This is a genomic window from Pseudomonas allii, assembly GCF_055380095.1.
The window spans coordinates 5,559,712-5,575,931 of the sequence record NZ_AP039450.1; the positions used below are offsets into that span (position 1 = coordinate 5,559,712).

Here is a 16,220-nt window from a genome sequence, read left to right on the forward strand (position 1 = left end):
TATTATTGTGATTGCACTATTGAACGGTTGTCACAGATTCCCTGTGGGAGGGGGCTTGCCCCCGATAGCGGTGGATCAGTCAACGCTGTATTGGCTGGCACACTGCAATCGGGGGTAAGCCCCCTCCCACATTTTTATCTGCGTTGTGGTCAGGTGACGCTGTTGCGGACTTTGAATTGCGCCTGGTCCCAGGTGCGGTTGTCGAGGATGTCACCCAGGATTTCCACAGCGTCAAACACCTCGGTAAAACTCGTGTACAACGGCGTGAATCCAAAGCGCATGATGCGCGGCTCGCGGTAGTCACCGATCACGCCACGGGCGATCAAGGCCTGGATCACCGCATAGCCTTCGGGGTGTTCAAAGCTCACATGACTGCCGCGCCGGGCGTGTTCACGCGGGGTGATCAGCACCAGTTCATGAACAGCGCAACGTGCTTCGACCAATGCGATAAACAGATCGGTCAACGCCAGGGACTTGCTGCGCAAACTCGCCATATCGGTCTGGGCGAAAATCTCCAACCCACATTCCACCGTGGCCAGCGAGGTGATCGGCTGGGTGCCGCACAGGTAACGCGCGATACCGGCACTCGGTGCGTACGTCGACTCCATGGCGAACTGCCGGGTGTGGCCGAACCAGCCCGACAATGGCTGGCGCACCACATCCACCAGAACCGGGTTGACCCACACAAACGCCTGGGCGCCCGGGCCGCCGTTGAGGTACTTGTAGGTGCAGCCAATCGCGTAGTCGGCACCGGCCCGATGCAGGTCGATGGGCACCGCGCCTGCCGAGTGCGCCAGGTCCCAGAGGCTCAGCGCGCCGCATTCATGGCTCAGGGCGGTCAGCGCTTGCATGTCGTACATGTAGCCGGTCTTGTAGTTGACGTGGGTGAGCATCACCACCGCCACATCCTGGTCGATGGCCTCGGGCAATTCGTCCGGGCTGTTCACCAGGCGCAGGGAATAGCCCTGTTGCAGTAGCTCGGCCAGGCCCTCGGCGATGTACAGGTCGGTGGGAAAGTTGCTCGCCTCGCTGACGATCACCTTGCGCGCAGGCGAGCGCTGACGCTGCACAGTCAACGCAGCGCTGAGCACCTTGAACAGGTTGATCGAGGTGGTATCGGTGATCACCACTTCGCCGTCGCCCGCGCCGATCAGCGGCGCCAGGCGGTTGCCCAGGCGCTGGGACAGGTCCGCCCAACCAGCACTGTTCCAACTGCGGATCAGGCCATTGCCCCACTCTTCGGCAATCACCGCCTGAGCCCGTGCCAATGCCTTCACCGGGCGGGCGCCGAGGGAATTGCCGTCGAGGTAGATCACCCCCTCTGGCAACGCAAACTGGCGGCGCAATGGCGCCAGCGGGTCCTGTTCGTCGAGGGCTTGGCAGTGGCTTCGAGTGGTCATGGGTTGTCCTGGTTTTTATAGGTAGGGATGGGCCAAATAATGAACGAACTTTTAGAGAATTTTCGTGCAAAGTGGCGGGCAACAGGCTAATTAAGCTGTAGGAAATTCGAATTTAACCCCCAAACACGCGGATTTATTCTAACCATGATTCTCGACGCCACCGACCTGCGCCTCCTGCATTTCCTGCAACAGGATGGCCGCATCAGCAACCAGGAATTGGCCGAAAAAGTCGCGCTGTCACCGTCCGCTTGCCTGCGCCGTCTGCGCCTGCTGGAGAGCGAGGGCATCATCAGCGGTTACCGTGCGGTGTTGAATGCGGAGCAGTTGGGGATCGAGCTGGAGGCCATCGTGCACCTGTCGTTGCGTCAGGATGTGGAGGATTGGCACGAGACGTTCATCAAGAAGGTGCAAGGTTGGCCGGAGGTCGCCAGCGCCTACGTGATCACCGGCGCCAGCAACTATGTGCTGCGGGTGCAGGCGCGCAACCTCAAGCACTTTTCGGACTTTATCGTGAACCACCTGAACCGCACGGCGGGGGTGATGGATATCCGCTCGGAGATTGTGTTGCAGAAGATCAAGGATCGGGATGAGGTGTTGGACTTGGTGGTACGCAAATAACCGCAACACCATCGGTCAAATGTGGGAGGGGGCTTGCCCCCGATAGCAATGGTTCAGCCAATTAATATATTGACTTCACCGCCGCCATCGGGGGCAAGCCCCCTCCCACATTTTTGAATCGCGTTTAATCTTCCAGAGCGCGGACTCGTTGCATGCGCTTTTGTTCTACCGGCGCACCAGCTGTCTGCAGCTCAAAGTCAAAATCGATCTGTGCAAACCGCCCTTCCACGCCAAACTCCTGCGCCAGTTGCGGGTCGTCGCTGAAGCGAATCTCGGCGATCAACTCATCCCGTGTCGCATAGGCAAAGTCGTCATGCAGGTACGGGTCATCCGACAGGTTGATCTGCGTGGTCAGGTGCCGATGCCCCGGCGCCGAAATGAAGAAGTGGATATGCGCCGGCCGCTGCCCGTGGCGTCCGAGTTGATCCAGCAGTTGCTGGGTCGGCCCGGTTGGTGGGCAACCGTAGCCCGATGGCACGATACTGCGGAACCGGTAGTTGCCCTGGGCATCAGTCTCGATGCGTCGGCGCAGGTTGAATTCGGATTGGGTCGGGTCGAACCACGAATAAGTCCCCCCCGTGTTGGCCTGCCACACGTCCACAATCGCCCCCGCCAGCGGCTTGCCATCGGTGTCACGCACCTGCCCGCGCATGAACAGCGGCACCGCGTCGTCCTTGCCATCATCCAGCCGCGCCTCGTACTTGCTCAACGGCGCCCCAGCCACATACAACGGCCCTTCAATGGTGCGCGGCGTGCCACCGGATTTGCCGGCTTCCTCGTCGGCAGCGTCCATCAGCAAGTCCAGGTAATGCTCCAGGCCCAGCCCGGCGGCGAGCAATCCGGCTTCCTGGTGCTTGCCCAGCTCGTTGAGGTAGTTGACCGCCTTCCAGAACTCTTCCGGGGTCACTTCCAGGTCTTCGATGATGTTCACGGTGTCGCGCAGGATCCGGTAAATCAGCGCCTTGGTACGCGGGTTACCCGCGTCGTTGAGGTTGCCGCTGGCTTCTTCGAGAAACTGTTGGGCATGGGCAGTCTGGGACAGTCGGATGGACATGGTGCATTCCTCATCTTGTAGTTATTGGTTTGGAAACCAGCCTAGCGGTCGTCTTCATGGATCGACGACGGGTGCCGGCACAGGGCGTTTACTTCGATGGCCATATAGGGGAACAGCGGCAGTTGCATCAGCAGGTCATGCAGGTCCTGCACGCTGTCGACATCGAACACGCTGTAGTTGGCGTAGTGCCCGGCGATGCGCCACAGGTGGCGCCATTTGCCTTCCTGTTGCAGGCGCTGCGCCAGGGCTTTTTCGTCAGCCTTGAGGCTGGCAGCGCGCTCGGGGTTCATGTCGAGCGGCAGGTTCACGGTCATTTTTACGTGGAACAACATGGCAGGCGCCTCTTAGTGTTTGTCACGGCGGAAGAACGCCAGGCGCTCTTCATCGATGGCCAGGCCCAGGCCCGGTGCGGTGGAGATATGCAGCTGGAAATCGCGGTACACCGGCGGCTCGGTGAGGATGTCTTCGGTGAGCAGCAACGGGCCGAACAGTTCGGTGTCCCACGCCAGTTTGTTCAGCGTAAGAAAGGCATGGGCCGACGCCAGGGTGCCAATGCCCCCTTCGAGCATGGTGCCGCCGTACAGGCCGATCCCCGCCGATTCGGCAATCGCAGCAGTACGCAACACCGCACGGGGGCCGCCGTTCTTGGCGATCTTGAGCGCGAACACCGAGGCCGCGCCTTCGCGGGCCAGGTTGAACGCGTCCTCGACGCACTCGATGGATTCATCCGCCATGATCGGCGCCGGGCTCGACAGGTTGAGCCGCGCCATGCCGCTGCGGTTATTGCGCGAGATGGGCTGTTCGATCAGGTCGATGCCATTGTCGCCAAGCACCTTGCACGCCCGCAGTGCCACCGCTTCGTCCCAGGCCTGGTTGACGTCGACGCGCACGCTGGCGCGGTCGCCCAGGGCCTTTTTGATCGCGATCACATGGGCCAGGTCGTGGCTGACTTCACCAGCGCCGATCTTCAATTTGAAAATGCGGTGGCGACGCAGGTCGAGCATCTTTTCGGCCTCGGCAATGTCCTGCTCGGTGTTGCCGCTGGCCAGGGTCCAGGCTACCGGCAGCGCGTCGCGCACACGCCCGCCGAGCAGTTCGCTGACCGGCAGGTTCAGGCGTTTACCGAGGGCGTCGAGCAAGGCGCTTTCGATACCGGACTTGGCAAAGGTGTTGCCACGGATGCTGCGCTCCAGGCGCAACATGGCGGCGTTGATATTGCTGGCGTCCTGGCCGATCAGCAGCGGCGCGAAGTGGCGGTCGATGTTGACCTTGATGCTGTCGGGGCTTTCATTGCCGTAGCTCAGGCCGCCAATGGTGGTGGCTTCGCCGATGCCTTCGATGCCGTCGGCGCAGCGCAGGCGGATGATCACCAGGGTCTGGTTTTGCATGGTGTGCATCGCCAGCTTGTGCGGGCGGATGGTGGGGAGGTCGACGATGATCGTCTCGATCGACTCGATGGGGCAAATCGGCATGGCAATACCCGTTGGGTTCTTTATAGGTTTTAGCCGATTCTGTGCCGTATTTTTCAAGGCTTCCAATATAGAATGGGTCTCACACAATACCTTAAAGGTATGAAAGGAGCCGTCATGGAACTGCGTCACCTGCGCTACTTCCAGGTGCTGGGAGAAACCCTCAACTTCACCCGCGCCGCCGAACGCCTGCACATCGCCCAGCCGCCATTGAGCCGGCAGATCCAGCAATTGGAGGATGAACTGGGCGTCATTTTGCTTGAGCGTGGCCGACCGCTGCGGCTGACCGAGGCCGGGCGTTTTTTTTATGAACACGCCAACGTGTTGCTGGAGCAATTGAACAAGGTCTGTGACAACACCCGGCGCATCGGCCAGGGCGAGAAGACGTGGCTGGGTATCGGTTTTGCGCCGTCGACCCTGTACGGCGTGCTGCCCGAATTGATCCGCCGACTGCGTACCCACGACGCGCTGGAGCTGGAGTTGGGCCTGTCGGAGATGACCACCCTGCAGCAGGTCGAAGCCCTCAAGGCCGGGCGCATCGATGTGGGGTTCGGGCGGATTCGCATCGATGACCCGGCCATTGTCCAGCGCGTGCTGGTGGAAGACCGGTTGGTCGCCGTGCTGCCTGCCGGCCACCCCTTGCTCGATGCGCCCGCCACCCTCGCCCAATTGGCCGCCGAGCCCTTTGTGCTCTACCCCGGTAACCCACGGCCTAGCTATGCCGACCATGTGATCGCGCTGTTCGACGCCCACGGCCTGAGCCTCAAGGTGGCGCAGTGGACCAACGAATTGCAGACCGCCATCGGCCTGGTCGGTGCCGGCATGGGCGTGACGCTGGTGCCGGCCTCGGTGCAAGTGCTGCACCGCGCAGACATCGGCTACACGCCGGTGGTGGAGGCCACCGCGACCTCGCCGATCATCCTCAGCCGACGGGTGAATGATCAGTCGCCAGGGCTCAGTCATTGCCTGCAATTGGTGGAAGAGTTGATCTAGCCACGCAGGCGCCGCGCATCGTTGCGCTGCTGGGTCTGGCTCGGCGACTCATCGAACAGCTTGCGATACTCCGCCGAGAACCGCCCAAGGTGAGTAAAGCCCCAGCCCAGGGCGATTTCGGAAATGGTGCGGGTAGAGCCGTGCTCGAGGATTTCCTGGCGTACCGCGCACAGCCGGTGCTTCTTCAAATAGGCCATCGGCGACAGGGCAAAATATTTGCGAAAGGCATCGAACAACTTGAACCGCGACACCCCCGCAGCAGCTTCCAGGTCTTCCAGGTGCACGGTGTCCCGAGCGTTGTCATGGATGTACTGCCGCGCACGGATCAGGTAATGCGGCAGTTTCACGCCGAGGACATCGCGCAATTCTTCGGAGTAGTTGTTCGGCTGGGCCAGGATCAGGCCTTTGATCAGCGAGCTTTCCAGGTCGCGGGTAAAGGCGGCCTGCTCGTATAACTCGCTGCCGTGTTCCAGCTCGGCGATGAAGTAGCGCGCCATGCGCCACCAGGATGCCGAAGCCCCGTCCACTGCGTCCATCACCGACTCAAAGCGCAGCGGCGCCTCAATCGGCCGTTGCAGCAGACCTTCCAGCGATTCACTCATCGCCGCCCGCGTGATCACCACCTGCAGCTTGCGGCAATCGCCGGAAATCGCCAGCACCTGATGCTCGTTGGGCGAGATGATCACGCCCTGGTCGCGGTTGGAACTCAGGCGCTCACCGTTCTTGCTCAACTCCTGCTCGCCCACCAACGGCAGGCTCAGGCTGTAGCTGCTGAAGTGCTCGGCGTCTTCGATGTCGATGGTCACGTCGGTGCCGTATTCGATCACGCCCAGGGTGGTGGCGCGGGACTTGAACACGTTGGCGCTGTGGTGAAAGCGCAGGCGCTCCGGCGTATTGGTGGCCAGGCGATGGGGGCCGCAGATGCCGGACATCCAGCTGCGGGCGCCTTCCAGGTCGAAGCGTTGAATCGTTTGGCTGCTCATCAGGGTGCACCCACGGCGGTTAGGCTGTTGCGCGCTCTGGCGGCGCGTCGTTGTTGTTCGACAGCAAATAATGCGCCACGCCGGCGCAATGGCCAGCGGGTGGATAGCAATAGTCGACTAAGTGGATAAACCACCGGTTTTTCCGGCCATTGCCCTGCAAGACAGTAGCGCATCCCGTCACCTTCCTGCACCGGGTTGGGTATTTGCTGCCCAATTATCCGGCGCAGGTTCCCCCACTAAGCGGATAGCCCACGCCCTGCCCCACTGCCTCTAATGAACCACCGATTAGCCCCTATCAAAAAGGTGCCTCCCATGAGTGGTGCAAGAAGCGTCGAACAGTGGAAAACGTTTATCGAAGGTTGCCTGGACTTTCGCCCGGTGGATGAAGTGTTCCGCATCGCCCGCGACATGTTCACCGAGCCGGAACTGTTCGATCTGGAGATGGAACTGATCTTCGAAAAAAACTGGATCTACGCCTGCCACGAAAGCGAACTGGCCAACAACCACGACTTCGTGACGATGCGCGCCGGGCGCCAGCCGATGATCATCACTCGCGATGGCGAAGGCCGCCTCAATGCGCTGATCAACGCCTGCCAGCACCGCGGCACCACGTTGACGCGGGTCGGCAAGGGCAACCAATCCACGTTCACCTGCCCGTTCCATGCCTGGTGCTACAAGAGCGATGGCCGCCTGGTGAAGGTCAAGGCGCCGGGGGAATATCCGGAGGGTTTCGACAAGGCCACACGTGGCCTGAAAAAGGCGCGCATCGAGAGCTACAAGGGCTTCGTATTTATCAGCCTGGACGTGAATGGCAGCGACAGCCTGGAGAACTTCCTCGGCGATGCCAAAGTGTTCTTCGACATGATGGTCGCGCAGTCCGCCACCGGTGAGCTGGAAGTGCTGCCGGGCAAATCCGCCTACACCTACGACGGCAACTGGAAGCTGCAGAACGAAAACGGCCTGGACGGTTATCACGTCAGCACCGTGCACTACAACTACGTGGCCACGGTGCAGCATCGCCAGCAGGTGAACACCGAGAACGGCACAGGCGCCGGCAGCACCCTGGACTACAGCAAGCTCGGCGCCGGTGACGCCAATACCGATGACGGCTGGTTCGCCTTCAACAATGGCCACAGCGTGCTGTTCAGCGACATGCCCAACCCCAGCGTGCGCTCCGGCTACGCCACCATCATGCCGCGCCTGGTGCACGAGCACGGCCAGCAAAAGGCCGAGTGGATGATGCACCGCCTGCGCAACCTGAATATCTACCCGAGCCTGTTCTTCCTCGACCAGATCAGCTCGCAACTGCGCATCATCCGCCCGGTGGCGTGGAACAAGACCGAGATCATCAGCCAATGCATAGGGGTGAAGGGCGAGTCCGACGCCGATCGCGAGAACCGCATCCGCCAGTTCGAAGACTTCTTCAACGTGTCCGGCATGGGCACGCCGGATGACCTGGTGGAGTTCCGCGAAGCCCAGCGCGGGTTCCAGGGCCGCCTGGAGCGCTGGAGCGATATCTCCCGTGGCAGCCACCGCTGGGCAACCGGCCCCACACCGAACAGCGAAGCCATCGGCATTCAACCGGCGATGACCGGCACCGAGTTCACCCATGAAGGCCTCTACGTGAACCAACACCGCAACTGGCAGCAGTTCCTGCTCAACGGCCTCGATCAACAAGCGCTGAAATTGCGGGAGGTGAAATGATGAATGCCCCATTGCAGTACCGCATCGAACAGTTCTTCTACCGCAAGTCCGAGCTGTGCGACGCCCAGGACTGGGACGCCTATGTGCAGTTGTTCGACCCGCAGAGTGAGTTCCACTTGCCGCAGTGGGACTCGGAACACGTCTACACCCGCGATCCCAAGCGCGAGATGTCGTTGATCTATTACGCCAACCGCTCGGGCCTGGAGGACCGCGTGTTCCGCCTGCGCACCGGCAAGGCCGCGTCGGCCACACCGATGCCGCGCACGCTGCATTTGATCAATAACGTGCGCATCGCCGAACAGGCGGATGGCACGCTGGAGGTCAAGTTGAACTGGCACACGCTTTTCTATCGCCTGGCCACGTCGGAGCAGTTCTACGGGCACGCCACCTACACCCTGAAACCAGAAGGCGACAGCTGGTTGATCACCCGCAAGCACGCATTGCTGCTCAACGACACCATTAACTCGGTGCTGGATTTCTATCACCTCTAGCAGCGAACTTTTGTGGCACAGGGGTTTGTGGCAACCGGGCTTCTTGTGGCGAGCGGGCTTGCCACAAAAAGCCTGCTCGCCACAGGTCATCAATACGTGGAGTTCAACCAATGAATCACAAAGTGGCCTTCAGTTTTGCCGACGGCAAGACCCTGTTCTTCCCGGTCGGGGCCCATGAAATCCTGCTGGATGCCGCGCTGCGCAATGGCATAAAAATCCCGCTGGATTGCCGCGAAGGCGTGTGCGGCACTTGCCAGGGCCGTTGCGAATCCGGCGAATACAGCCAGGACTATGTCGACGAAGAAGCGCTCTCCAGCCTCGACCTGCAACAGCGCAAGATGCTCAGTTGCCAGACACGGGTGAAGTCCGACGCGACATTCTATTTCGACTTTGATTCGGGCCTGTGCAATGCGCCGGGGCCGGTTCAGCTCAAGGGCACCGTGAGCGCGCTGGAGCAGGTGTCGGCCAGCACGGCGATCCTGCGGGTGCAGCTGGATCAGGCGCTGGATTTTCTGCCGGGCCAATATGCGCGCCTGTCAGTGCCTGGCACAGACAGTTGGCGCTCGTATTCCTTCGCCAACCTGCCAGGCAATCAACTGCAATTCCTGGTGCGCCTGCTACCCGATGGAGTGATGAGTAACTACCTGCGCGAACGCTGCCAGGTCGGCGATGAACTGAGGATGGAAGCGCCACTCGGCGCCTTCTACCTGCGCCATGTCACCAAGCCCTTGGTGCTGGTGGCGGGCGGCACCGGGTTATCGGCGTTGCTGGGTATGCTCGATGAACTGGCCGCCAATGGTTGCGATCAACCGGTGCACCTGTACTACGGCGTGCGTGGCGCAGAAGATTTGTGCGAAGCGGCGCGCATCCAGGCCTATGCCGCAAAAATCGCGGACTTTCGCTACACCGAAGTGCTTAGCGCGTCCTCGGACGAATGGCCCGGCAAGCGCGGCTACCTCACCGAGCATTTCGACCTGGCCGAATGGCGGGACAGATCGGCGGATATGTACCTGTGCGGGCCCCCTCCGATGGTCGAATCCGTCCAACAATGGCTGGCGGATCAGGCACTTGATGGCGTTCAGTTGTATTACGAAAAGTTCACGCAGAGTAATATCTGACCCTCAGCACTTCTGAGGGGTAGATGCGGCGTGCACTCCACCCTGAGAAAAACAAGTAGAAGGGAATGTTAATGGCGGATGACATGGTTAACCCGGTGGGCCTCAAACGTGGCCTGAAGAACCGGCACATTCAGCTGATCGCCTTGGGAGGGGCGATCGGCACGGGGTTGTTCCTCGGCTCGGCCGGGGTACTCAAGTCGGCGGGGCCGTCGATGATCCTCGGCTACGCGATTGCCGGTTTTATTGCGTTCCTGATCATGCGCCAGCTCGGCGAAATGATCGTCGAAGAGCCGGTGGCCGGTTCCTTCAGCCATTTCGCGCACAAATACTGGGGCGGCTACGCAGGCTTCCTGGCCGGCTGGAACTACTGGGTGCTGTACGTGCTGGTGGGCATGGCCGAACTGACGGCCGTGGGCAAGTACATCCAGTTCTGGTGGCCGGAGATCCCGACCTGGGTCAGCGCGCTGGTGTTCTTCGTGGCGGTGAACCTGATCAACACCCTCAACGTGAAGTTCTTCGGTGAAGCCGAGTTCTGGTTCGCGATCATCAAGGTGGTGGCGATTGTCGGCATGATCGTGCTCGGCTGCTACCTGCTGTTCAGCGGCACCGGCGGCCCGCAGGCCTCGGTCAGCAACCTGTGGAGCCACGGCGGATTCTTCCCCAATGGCGGCATGGGGCTGTTGATGTCCATGGCGTTCATCATGTTCTCGTTCGGTGGCCTGGAGCTGGTGGGCATCACCGCCGCAGAGGCCAGCGAACCGCGCAAGGTGATCCCGAAAGCGATCAACCAAGTGGTGTACCGCATCCTGATTTTCTACGTCGGCGCGCTGACCGTGCTGCTATCGCTCTACCCATGGGACCAACTGCTGCAAACCCTCGGCGCGTCGGGCGATGCCTACAGCGGCAGCCCGTTTGTGCAGATCTTCTCGCTAATCGGTAACGACACCGCCGCCCACATCCTCAACTTCGTGGTGCTGACCGCGGCGCTGTCGGTGTACAACAGCGGCGTGTACTGCAACAGCCGCATGCTGTTCGGCCTGGCTGAGCAAGGCGATGCGCCCAAGTCGCTGATGAAGTTGAACAAGCAAGGCGTGCCGATCCGCGCCCTGGCGATTTCGGCCCTGGTGACGATGCTGTGCGTGGTGGTCAACTACGTCGCACCGAAGAGCGCCCTGGAGTTGCTGTTTGCGCTGGTGGTTGCCTCGCTGATGATCAACTGGGCGCTGATCAGCATCACCCACATCAAGTTCCGCAAAGCCATGGGTGAACAAGGCCTGACGCCGTCGTTCAAGACCTTCTGGTTCCCGTTCAGCAACTACCTGTGCCTGGCGTTCATGGTAATGATCATCAGCGTGATGCTGGCGATTCCGGGCATCAGCGAGTCGGTGTATGCGATGCCGGTGTGGGTGGGGATTATCTATATTGCTTACCGGTTGCGGGTCCGAAACACGAAAGCAGCCGTGGCGCAGTAACCCCTGTGGGAGCGGGCTTGCTCGCGAATGCAGTGTGTCAGTCACCAGATGTGCTGGCTGACCCACCGCTTTCGCGAGCAAGCCCGCTCCCACAGTGTTGATCGCACTCCAAAATAAAAAGCCCCGGAATTCCGGGGCTTTTTTTAGAGCGTGGAGCGTACTCGCCACAACTCGGGGAACAGCACGGTGTCGAGCATCTTGCGCAAATACCCCACACCCTCCGTGCCACCCGTGCCCGGCTGGAAGCCGATGATCCGCTCCACCGTCGTCACATGGCGGAAGCGCCACTGGCGGAACGAATCCTCCAGGTCGATAAACTTCTCGGCCAATTGATACAGGTCCCAGTAACGGTTCGGGTCGCGATACACCTCGCGCCACGCCGCCTCCACCGATTCATCGTGAACCGTCGCCGCCGTGGGGTCGCGCTCGGCCCGTTTCGGATCAATCGCCAGGCCCGCCTTGATCATCAGGTTGATCGCCTCGTCATACAGCGACGGCGTGGCAATCGCCACTTTCAGCTGGTTCAACAGCTCCGGCCGGTGGGCATGGGGCCGCAACAGCGCCGCGCTTTTATTGCCGAGGATAAATTCGATCTCGCGGTACTGGAACGACTGGAACCCGGACGACTGGCCCAGGAACGGGCGGATCGCCTTGTACTCCGACGGCGTCATCGTCGCCAGCACCGCCCAGGCGTGCACCAGTTGATCGAAGATCCGCGACACCCGCGCCAGCATCTTGAACGCCGGTGGCAGCTCGCCCAGGCGCACGTGTTCACGGGCGGCCTTGAGTTCGTGGAGCATCAGTTTCATCCACAGCTCGGACGTCTGGTGCTGGATGATGAAGAGCATTTCGTTGTGGTCCGGCGACAGCGGGTGCTGGGCGCTGAGGACTTTGCCCAGGTCCAGGTAATCGCCGTAGCTCATGGACTCGGAAAAATTCAGTTCGGCGTTATGCCATTCTTCCGGAGGTTGGTAATCGGCAGAGAAGGGACATTGGCTCATCGCGTGGGCTCCTTGAGCGGGCGGAGAATGGCGCGGACAGGGCTCGCGTCGAGGTTGGCAAAACGCAGCGGCAGGGCGATCAATTCATAGTCGCCCTCGGGGACGTCATCGAGCACGATGCCTTCAAGAATCGCCATGCCATGGCGCGCCACGGCGTTGTGGGAATCCATGGTCTTGGATTGTTGCGGGTCCAGCGAGGGTGTATCGATCCCGATCAGGCGCACACCCAGGCCCGCGAGCAACTCGATGGTCTGTGGGGCGATGGCGGTGAAGTTCGAATCCCACTCGGTCAACGGCGCTTGTGGATAAGTGCGCAGCAACACCCGCTCGGGCAAGTTATCCACACGGCCTTCCAACTGATGCGGCTGCACCAGCGCGCCGCTGTCCAGGCAATGCAGCACGCGGCAAGGGCCCATGTACACGTCCAGCGACACCTCGCCGATGGGCGCGCCGTCCGCGCTGTAATGCAGCGGCGCATCCACGTGGGCGCCGGTGTGTGGCGACAGGGTGATACGCCCGACATTCACCGGACACTCCGGGCCAAACTGCCATACGCGCTCTTCTTGGAACGGCGTATCCCCCGGCCAGGTCGGGGTCGCCGTACTCAAGGGTGGGCTGATATCCCACCACGTTTTTATTGGGTTCATTTCAAGGCTCTCGGCGGTTACTGGGGTGAATGATACGAGGGCCGGCTGCGAATTTTCTTGCGAATTCTGGCGTGAGACGGGAAATCTTTCGCACTTACTGCGAAGAACGGACGAGAAATCGCACAAATATATCGTCCGGATGCGTCACCGTGCCCTGTGGGAGCCGGGCTTGCCCGCGATGACGGTGGCACCGCTTGCATCTTCATAGCCTGACACTCCGCTATCGCGGGCAAGCCCGGCTCCCACAGGGGTTCGCGGTAATTTCCGGATCATCACACCGCTGCGCTTCTGGGCATCCCGATGTCGAGTTCAGACCACTGACGCAACGCCCTAGGCCTTAGGGTGCATCCTTCCATTCCCTTCCTCGGAGTCATCATGTCCAAGCCCATCACCGTACTGCGCGACACCCACCCCCTGCCCGTCCTGGACGCCTGCAAATGGGAAAAGCTCGAAGGCGACCCGCACACCGTCAACCTCAACGCCTACACCAGCGAAGACGGCAGCAAGATCATGGGCACCTGGATCTGCACCCCGGGCAAGTGGTACGTGGACTACGTGAAGTGGGAATACTGCCACTTCCAGGAAGGCTACTGCATCATCACGCCGGAAGGCCTGGAGCCGATTCACTTGCGAGCTGGGGATATCTTCGTGGTGGAACCGGGGATGAAGGGGACGTGGGAAGTGGTCGAGACGGTGCGTAAATATTTTGTGTTTGCTTGAGCCGCAAAAACCCGGGAGCCCACTATTAGCAGGCTCCCGGAACCGCCCCTACTTGGGCTTGCGATAGCTATTGATGATCGCCGAGAAGTCCTTGCCCCCTTCCCCACGCTGGCTCATCGATTGATACAACTGCTGGGCCACAGCGCCCAGAATCACGGGTTGCTTGGCCTGACGTGCAGCCTCAGTAGCCAGGCCCAGGTCCTTGAGCATCAGGTCGGCGCCAAACCCACCGGTATAACCACGGGACGACGGCGCGGTTTCAATCACACCCGGCCACGGGTTGTAGGTGTCGGAACTCCAGCAGCGCCCGGTAGAGCTATTGATGATGCCGGCCAGCACCTGGGTGTCGATGCCCAGCGCGTCGCCCAGCGCCATGGCTTCGCTGACGCCGACCATGCTGATCCCAAGCAGCAGGTTGTTGCAGATCTTGGCGATCTGCCCGGTGCCCACCTCACCGCAGTGCACGATGTTACGGCCCATCTGCGCCAGCACCGGTTGCAGGGTGGCGAACAGTTCCGGGGTGGCGCCGACCATGAAGGTCAGCGTCCCTGCGGCGGCGCCGCCAGTACCGCCAGAAACGGGCGCGTCGGCCATCACCACACAGTGTTTGGCGGCGGCAGCGGCGACGTCACGGGCAGTTTGTGGATCGATGGTGCTGCAATCCACCGCCGGTACGCCTTTGCCAATGCCGGCAAGTACACCGTCTTCATTCAGCCAGACGCTGCGCACATGGGCGGCGGCGGGCAGCATGGTGATCACCAGCTCAGCGCCGGTGGCCGCATCACGCGGCGAATCGCTGATGGTGCCACCCAGCTCGGCCAGTTCCTTGAGCACCGCCTGGTTCAGGTCAAACAGGTTCAGCGCATGGCCGGCCTTGATCAGGTTGCGGGCCATGGGTGCGCCCATGTTGCCCAAGCCGATAAATGCAATCTTCATGATCGTCTCCCGGATCAGCGCAGGTTGATGGTGGTGTTGACGCCATCGTTGACCGTGTCGTCATCGAACCAGCGGCTGGTGACGGTCTTGGTCTGGGTATAGAACTGCACCACTTGCTTGCCGTACGGGCCGAGGTCGCCGAGCTTGGAACCACGGGAGCCGGTGAAGCTGAAGAACGGCACCGGCACCGGGATCGGGATGTTGATGCCAACCTGGCCTACGTCGATTTCGCTCTGGAACTTGCGCGCTGCCACGCCGCTCTGGGTGAACAGGCCAGTACCGTTGCCGAACGGGTTGGCGTTGACCAGCGCGATGGCCTCATCGAGGGTCGCCACTTCCAGCACCACCAGCACCGGGCCGAAAATTTCCTGGGTGTAGATCTGCATATCGGTGGTCACGCCCGAGAACAGGGTCGGGCCGACAAAGTTGCCTTGCTCGAAGCCCGGCACCTTGATGTCGCGGCCGTCCAGCTCCAGCTTGGCGCCTTCTTTCACGCCGCTTTCGATCAGCTCCAGGATGCGTGCCTTGGCGCGCTTGGAAATCACCGGGCCGACATCGGTGCCGGCCTCGCTGCCCGCGTTGACCTTGAGTTTCTGCGCCAGCGCCTTCAGGTCTGGCAACCATTGTTTGGACGCCCCCACCAGCACCACCACCGAGGTGGCCATGCAACGCTGGCCCGCCGCGCCGAAACCGGCACCGACCAGGGCATTGAGGGTGTGTTCGCGGTTGGCATCCGGCAGCACCACCGCGTGGTTCTTGGCGCCCATCATCGACTGCACGCGCTTGCCGTGTTTGCCGGCCAGGTCATACACATGGGTGCCCACGGCGGTCGAGCCGACGAAGGACACGGCCTTGATGTCTTTGTGGGTGCACAGCGCATCCACCACGTCCTTGCCGCCGTGCACCACGTTAAGCACGCCAGCCGGCACACCGGCTTCCAGCGCCAGCTCCACCAGCAACATGGTGGACAGCGGGTCCTGCTCGGACGGCTTGAGGACAAAGGTATTCCCGCAGGCGATGGCCATCGGGAACATCCACAGCGGGATCATCGCCGGGAAGTTGAACGGGGTGATGCCGGCGCACACACCGATGGGTTGGCGCAGGGTGTAGGTGTCGACGCCACCGGCGACATTCTCGGCGAATTCGCCCATTTGCAGGGTGCCGATGGAACAGGCGTGCTCCACCACTTCCAGGCCACGGAAAATATCGCCTTCGGCATCGGCAATGGTCTTGCCCTGCTCATTGCTGAGCACCACGGCAATGCGCTTGGAATGTTCGCGGATCAAGGCTTGCAGCTTGAGCATGATGCGCATGCGCGCGCCGATCGGCGTCAGCTTCCAGGTCTGGAAGGCGCGGTGGGCGGCGTCGATGGCAGCGTTGACTTCATCGGAGGTGGCGAACGGGACTTTGGCCAGCACCTCTTGGGTGGCGGGGTTGACGATGTCTTGCCAATGGGTGGTCTTGGACTCGACCCATTCACCATTGATCAGCAACTTGACCTGTTGCACGGAAATATCGGCAGATGCGTTCATGTGGTCTCCAATCTTATATTTATGCAGAGACAAGGCGCGTAACCGCCTTGGGAAATGAGGCGTTCGGACTGTTTTTGGAGTA

16 protein-coding genes are annotated in these 16,220 nt (G+C 61.2%); 7 read left to right on the forward strand and 9 right to left on the reverse strand.

The genetic code is table 11. The features are described from left to right. Positions 1 to 149: 149 nt before the first annotated feature. Entirely contained in the window at positions 150 to 1,400 is a 1,251-nt protein-coding gene (kynU, locus tag ACZ445_RS25515; protein WP_310863672.1) for a kynureninase, read from the reverse strand. Positions 1,401 to 1,544: 144 nt separating this feature from the next. On the opposite strand from kynU, the gene ACZ445_RS25520 reads away from it, so the two are divergent. Continuing rightward, positions 1,545 to 2,018, forward strand: a complete 474-nt coding sequence (locus tag ACZ445_RS25520; protein WP_003176072.1) for an Lrp/AsnC family transcriptional regulator — start codon at positions 1,545 to 1,547, stop codon at positions 2,016 to 2,018. A gap of 124 nt (positions 2,019 to 2,142) precedes the next feature. Here the strand turns inward: ACZ445_RS25520 and catA are convergent, their stop codons facing one another. From catA to ACZ445_RS25535, 3 genes are read right to left on the reverse strand one after another with little or no spacing between them, the layout of a single operon-like run. Then, complete coding sequence (catA, locus tag ACZ445_RS25525) at positions 2,143 to 3,072, reverse strand: catechol 1,2-dioxygenase (RefSeq protein ID WP_058425701.1); 930 nt, start codon at positions 3,070 to 3,072, stop codon at positions 2,143 to 2,145. 41 nt (positions 3,073 to 3,113) lie between these two features. Continuing rightward, positions 3,114 to 3,404: a muconolactone Delta-isomerase gene (gene catC, locus ACZ445_RS25530; RefSeq protein WP_058425700.1), complete on the reverse strand. Its 291-nt coding sequence runs from the start codon at positions 3,402 to 3,404 to the stop codon at positions 3,114 to 3,116. Positions 3,405 to 3,416: 12 nt separating this feature from the next. Then, a complete protein-coding gene (locus ACZ445_RS25535; protein WP_179028704.1) occupies positions 3,417 to 4,544 on the reverse strand; it encodes a muconate cycloisomerase family protein in 1,128 nt (375 codons plus the stop codon). Positions 4,545 to 4,658: 114 nt separating this feature from the next. On the opposite strand from ACZ445_RS25535, the gene ACZ445_RS25540 reads away from it, so the two are divergent. Continuing rightward, positions 4,659 to 5,534, forward strand: coding sequence for a LysR family transcriptional regulator (locus tag ACZ445_RS25540; RefSeq protein ID WP_179028703.1), 876 nt, complete (start codon positions 4,659 to 4,661; stop codon positions 5,532 to 5,534). Here the strand turns inward: ACZ445_RS25540 and ACZ445_RS25545 are convergent. Further along, complete coding sequence (locus ACZ445_RS25545) at positions 5,531 to 6,517, reverse strand: AraC family transcriptional regulator (RefSeq protein ID WP_179028702.1); 987 nt, start codon at positions 6,515 to 6,517, stop codon at positions 5,531 to 5,533. The genes ACZ445_RS25540 and ACZ445_RS25545 overlap by 4 nt on opposite strands. A gap of 312 nt (positions 6,518 to 6,829) precedes the next feature. Between ACZ445_RS25545 and antA the strand changes: the two genes are divergently transcribed. The 4 genes from antA to ACZ445_RS25565 all read left to right on the forward strand — a co-directional run bounded on the left by antA (position 6,830) and on the right by ACZ445_RS25565 (position 11,302). After that, positions 6,830 to 8,221: an anthranilate 1,2-dioxygenase large subunit gene (gene antA, locus ACZ445_RS25550; RefSeq protein WP_464707716.1), complete on the forward strand. Its 1,392-nt coding sequence runs from the start codon at positions 6,830 to 6,832 to the stop codon at positions 8,219 to 8,221. Continuing rightward, complete coding sequence (gene antB / locus ACZ445_RS25555; protein ID WP_058425695.1) at positions 8,221 to 8,712, forward strand: anthranilate 1,2-dioxygenase small subunit; 492 nt, start codon at positions 8,221 to 8,223, stop codon at positions 8,710 to 8,712. Before antA ends, antB begins: the two co-directional genes overlap by 1 nt. A gap of 110 nt (positions 8,713 to 8,822) precedes the next feature. Beyond that, positions 8,823 to 9,830, forward strand: coding sequence for an anthranilate 1,2-dioxygenase electron transfer component AntC (antC, locus tag ACZ445_RS25560; RefSeq protein ID WP_058425694.1), 1,008 nt, complete (start codon positions 8,823 to 8,825; stop codon positions 9,828 to 9,830). Between the two features lie 71 nt (positions 9,831 to 9,901). Then, complete coding sequence (locus ACZ445_RS25565) at positions 9,902 to 11,302, forward strand: amino acid permease (RefSeq protein ID WP_058425693.1); 1,401 nt, start codon at positions 9,902 to 9,904, stop codon at positions 11,300 to 11,302. Between the two features lie 143 nt (positions 11,303 to 11,445). On the opposite strand, the gene kynA is transcribed toward ACZ445_RS25565, so the two are convergent. After that, a complete protein-coding gene (gene kynA / locus ACZ445_RS25570) occupies positions 11,446 to 12,303 on the reverse strand; it encodes a tryptophan 2,3-dioxygenase (protein ID WP_058425692.1) in 858 nt (285 codons plus the stop codon). Beyond that, positions 12,300 to 12,950 carry an arylformamidase gene (gene kynB / locus ACZ445_RS25575; protein WP_058425691.1) on the reverse strand — a complete coding sequence of 217 codons (651 nt, stop codon included), beginning with the start codon at positions 12,948 to 12,950 and terminating at the stop codon, positions 12,300 to 12,302. The genes kynA and kynB overlap by 4 nt, the downstream gene beginning before the upstream one ends. Before the next feature lie 375 nt (positions 12,951 to 13,325). On the opposite strand from kynB, the gene ACZ445_RS25580 reads away from it, so the two are divergent. Continuing rightward, positions 13,326 to 13,670 (forward strand): cupin domain-containing protein, encoded by a 345-nt coding sequence (locus ACZ445_RS25580; RefSeq protein WP_010206533.1) that lies wholly within the window; start codon positions 13,326 to 13,328, stop codon positions 13,668 to 13,670. 48 nt (positions 13,671 to 13,718) lie between these two features. Here ACZ445_RS25580 and mmsB read toward each other — a convergent pair whose 3' ends face one another. Beyond that, a complete protein-coding gene (mmsB, locus tag ACZ445_RS25585) occupies positions 13,719 to 14,606 on the reverse strand; it encodes a 3-hydroxyisobutyrate dehydrogenase (protein ID WP_058425690.1) in 888 nt (295 codons plus the stop codon). A gap of 14 nt (positions 14,607 to 14,620) precedes the next feature. After that, complete coding sequence (locus ACZ445_RS25590; RefSeq protein ID WP_058425689.1) at positions 14,621 to 16,138, reverse strand: CoA-acylating methylmalonate-semialdehyde dehydrogenase; 1,518 nt, start codon at positions 16,136 to 16,138, stop codon at positions 14,621 to 14,623. Positions 16,139 to 16,220: the final 82 nt, after the last annotated feature.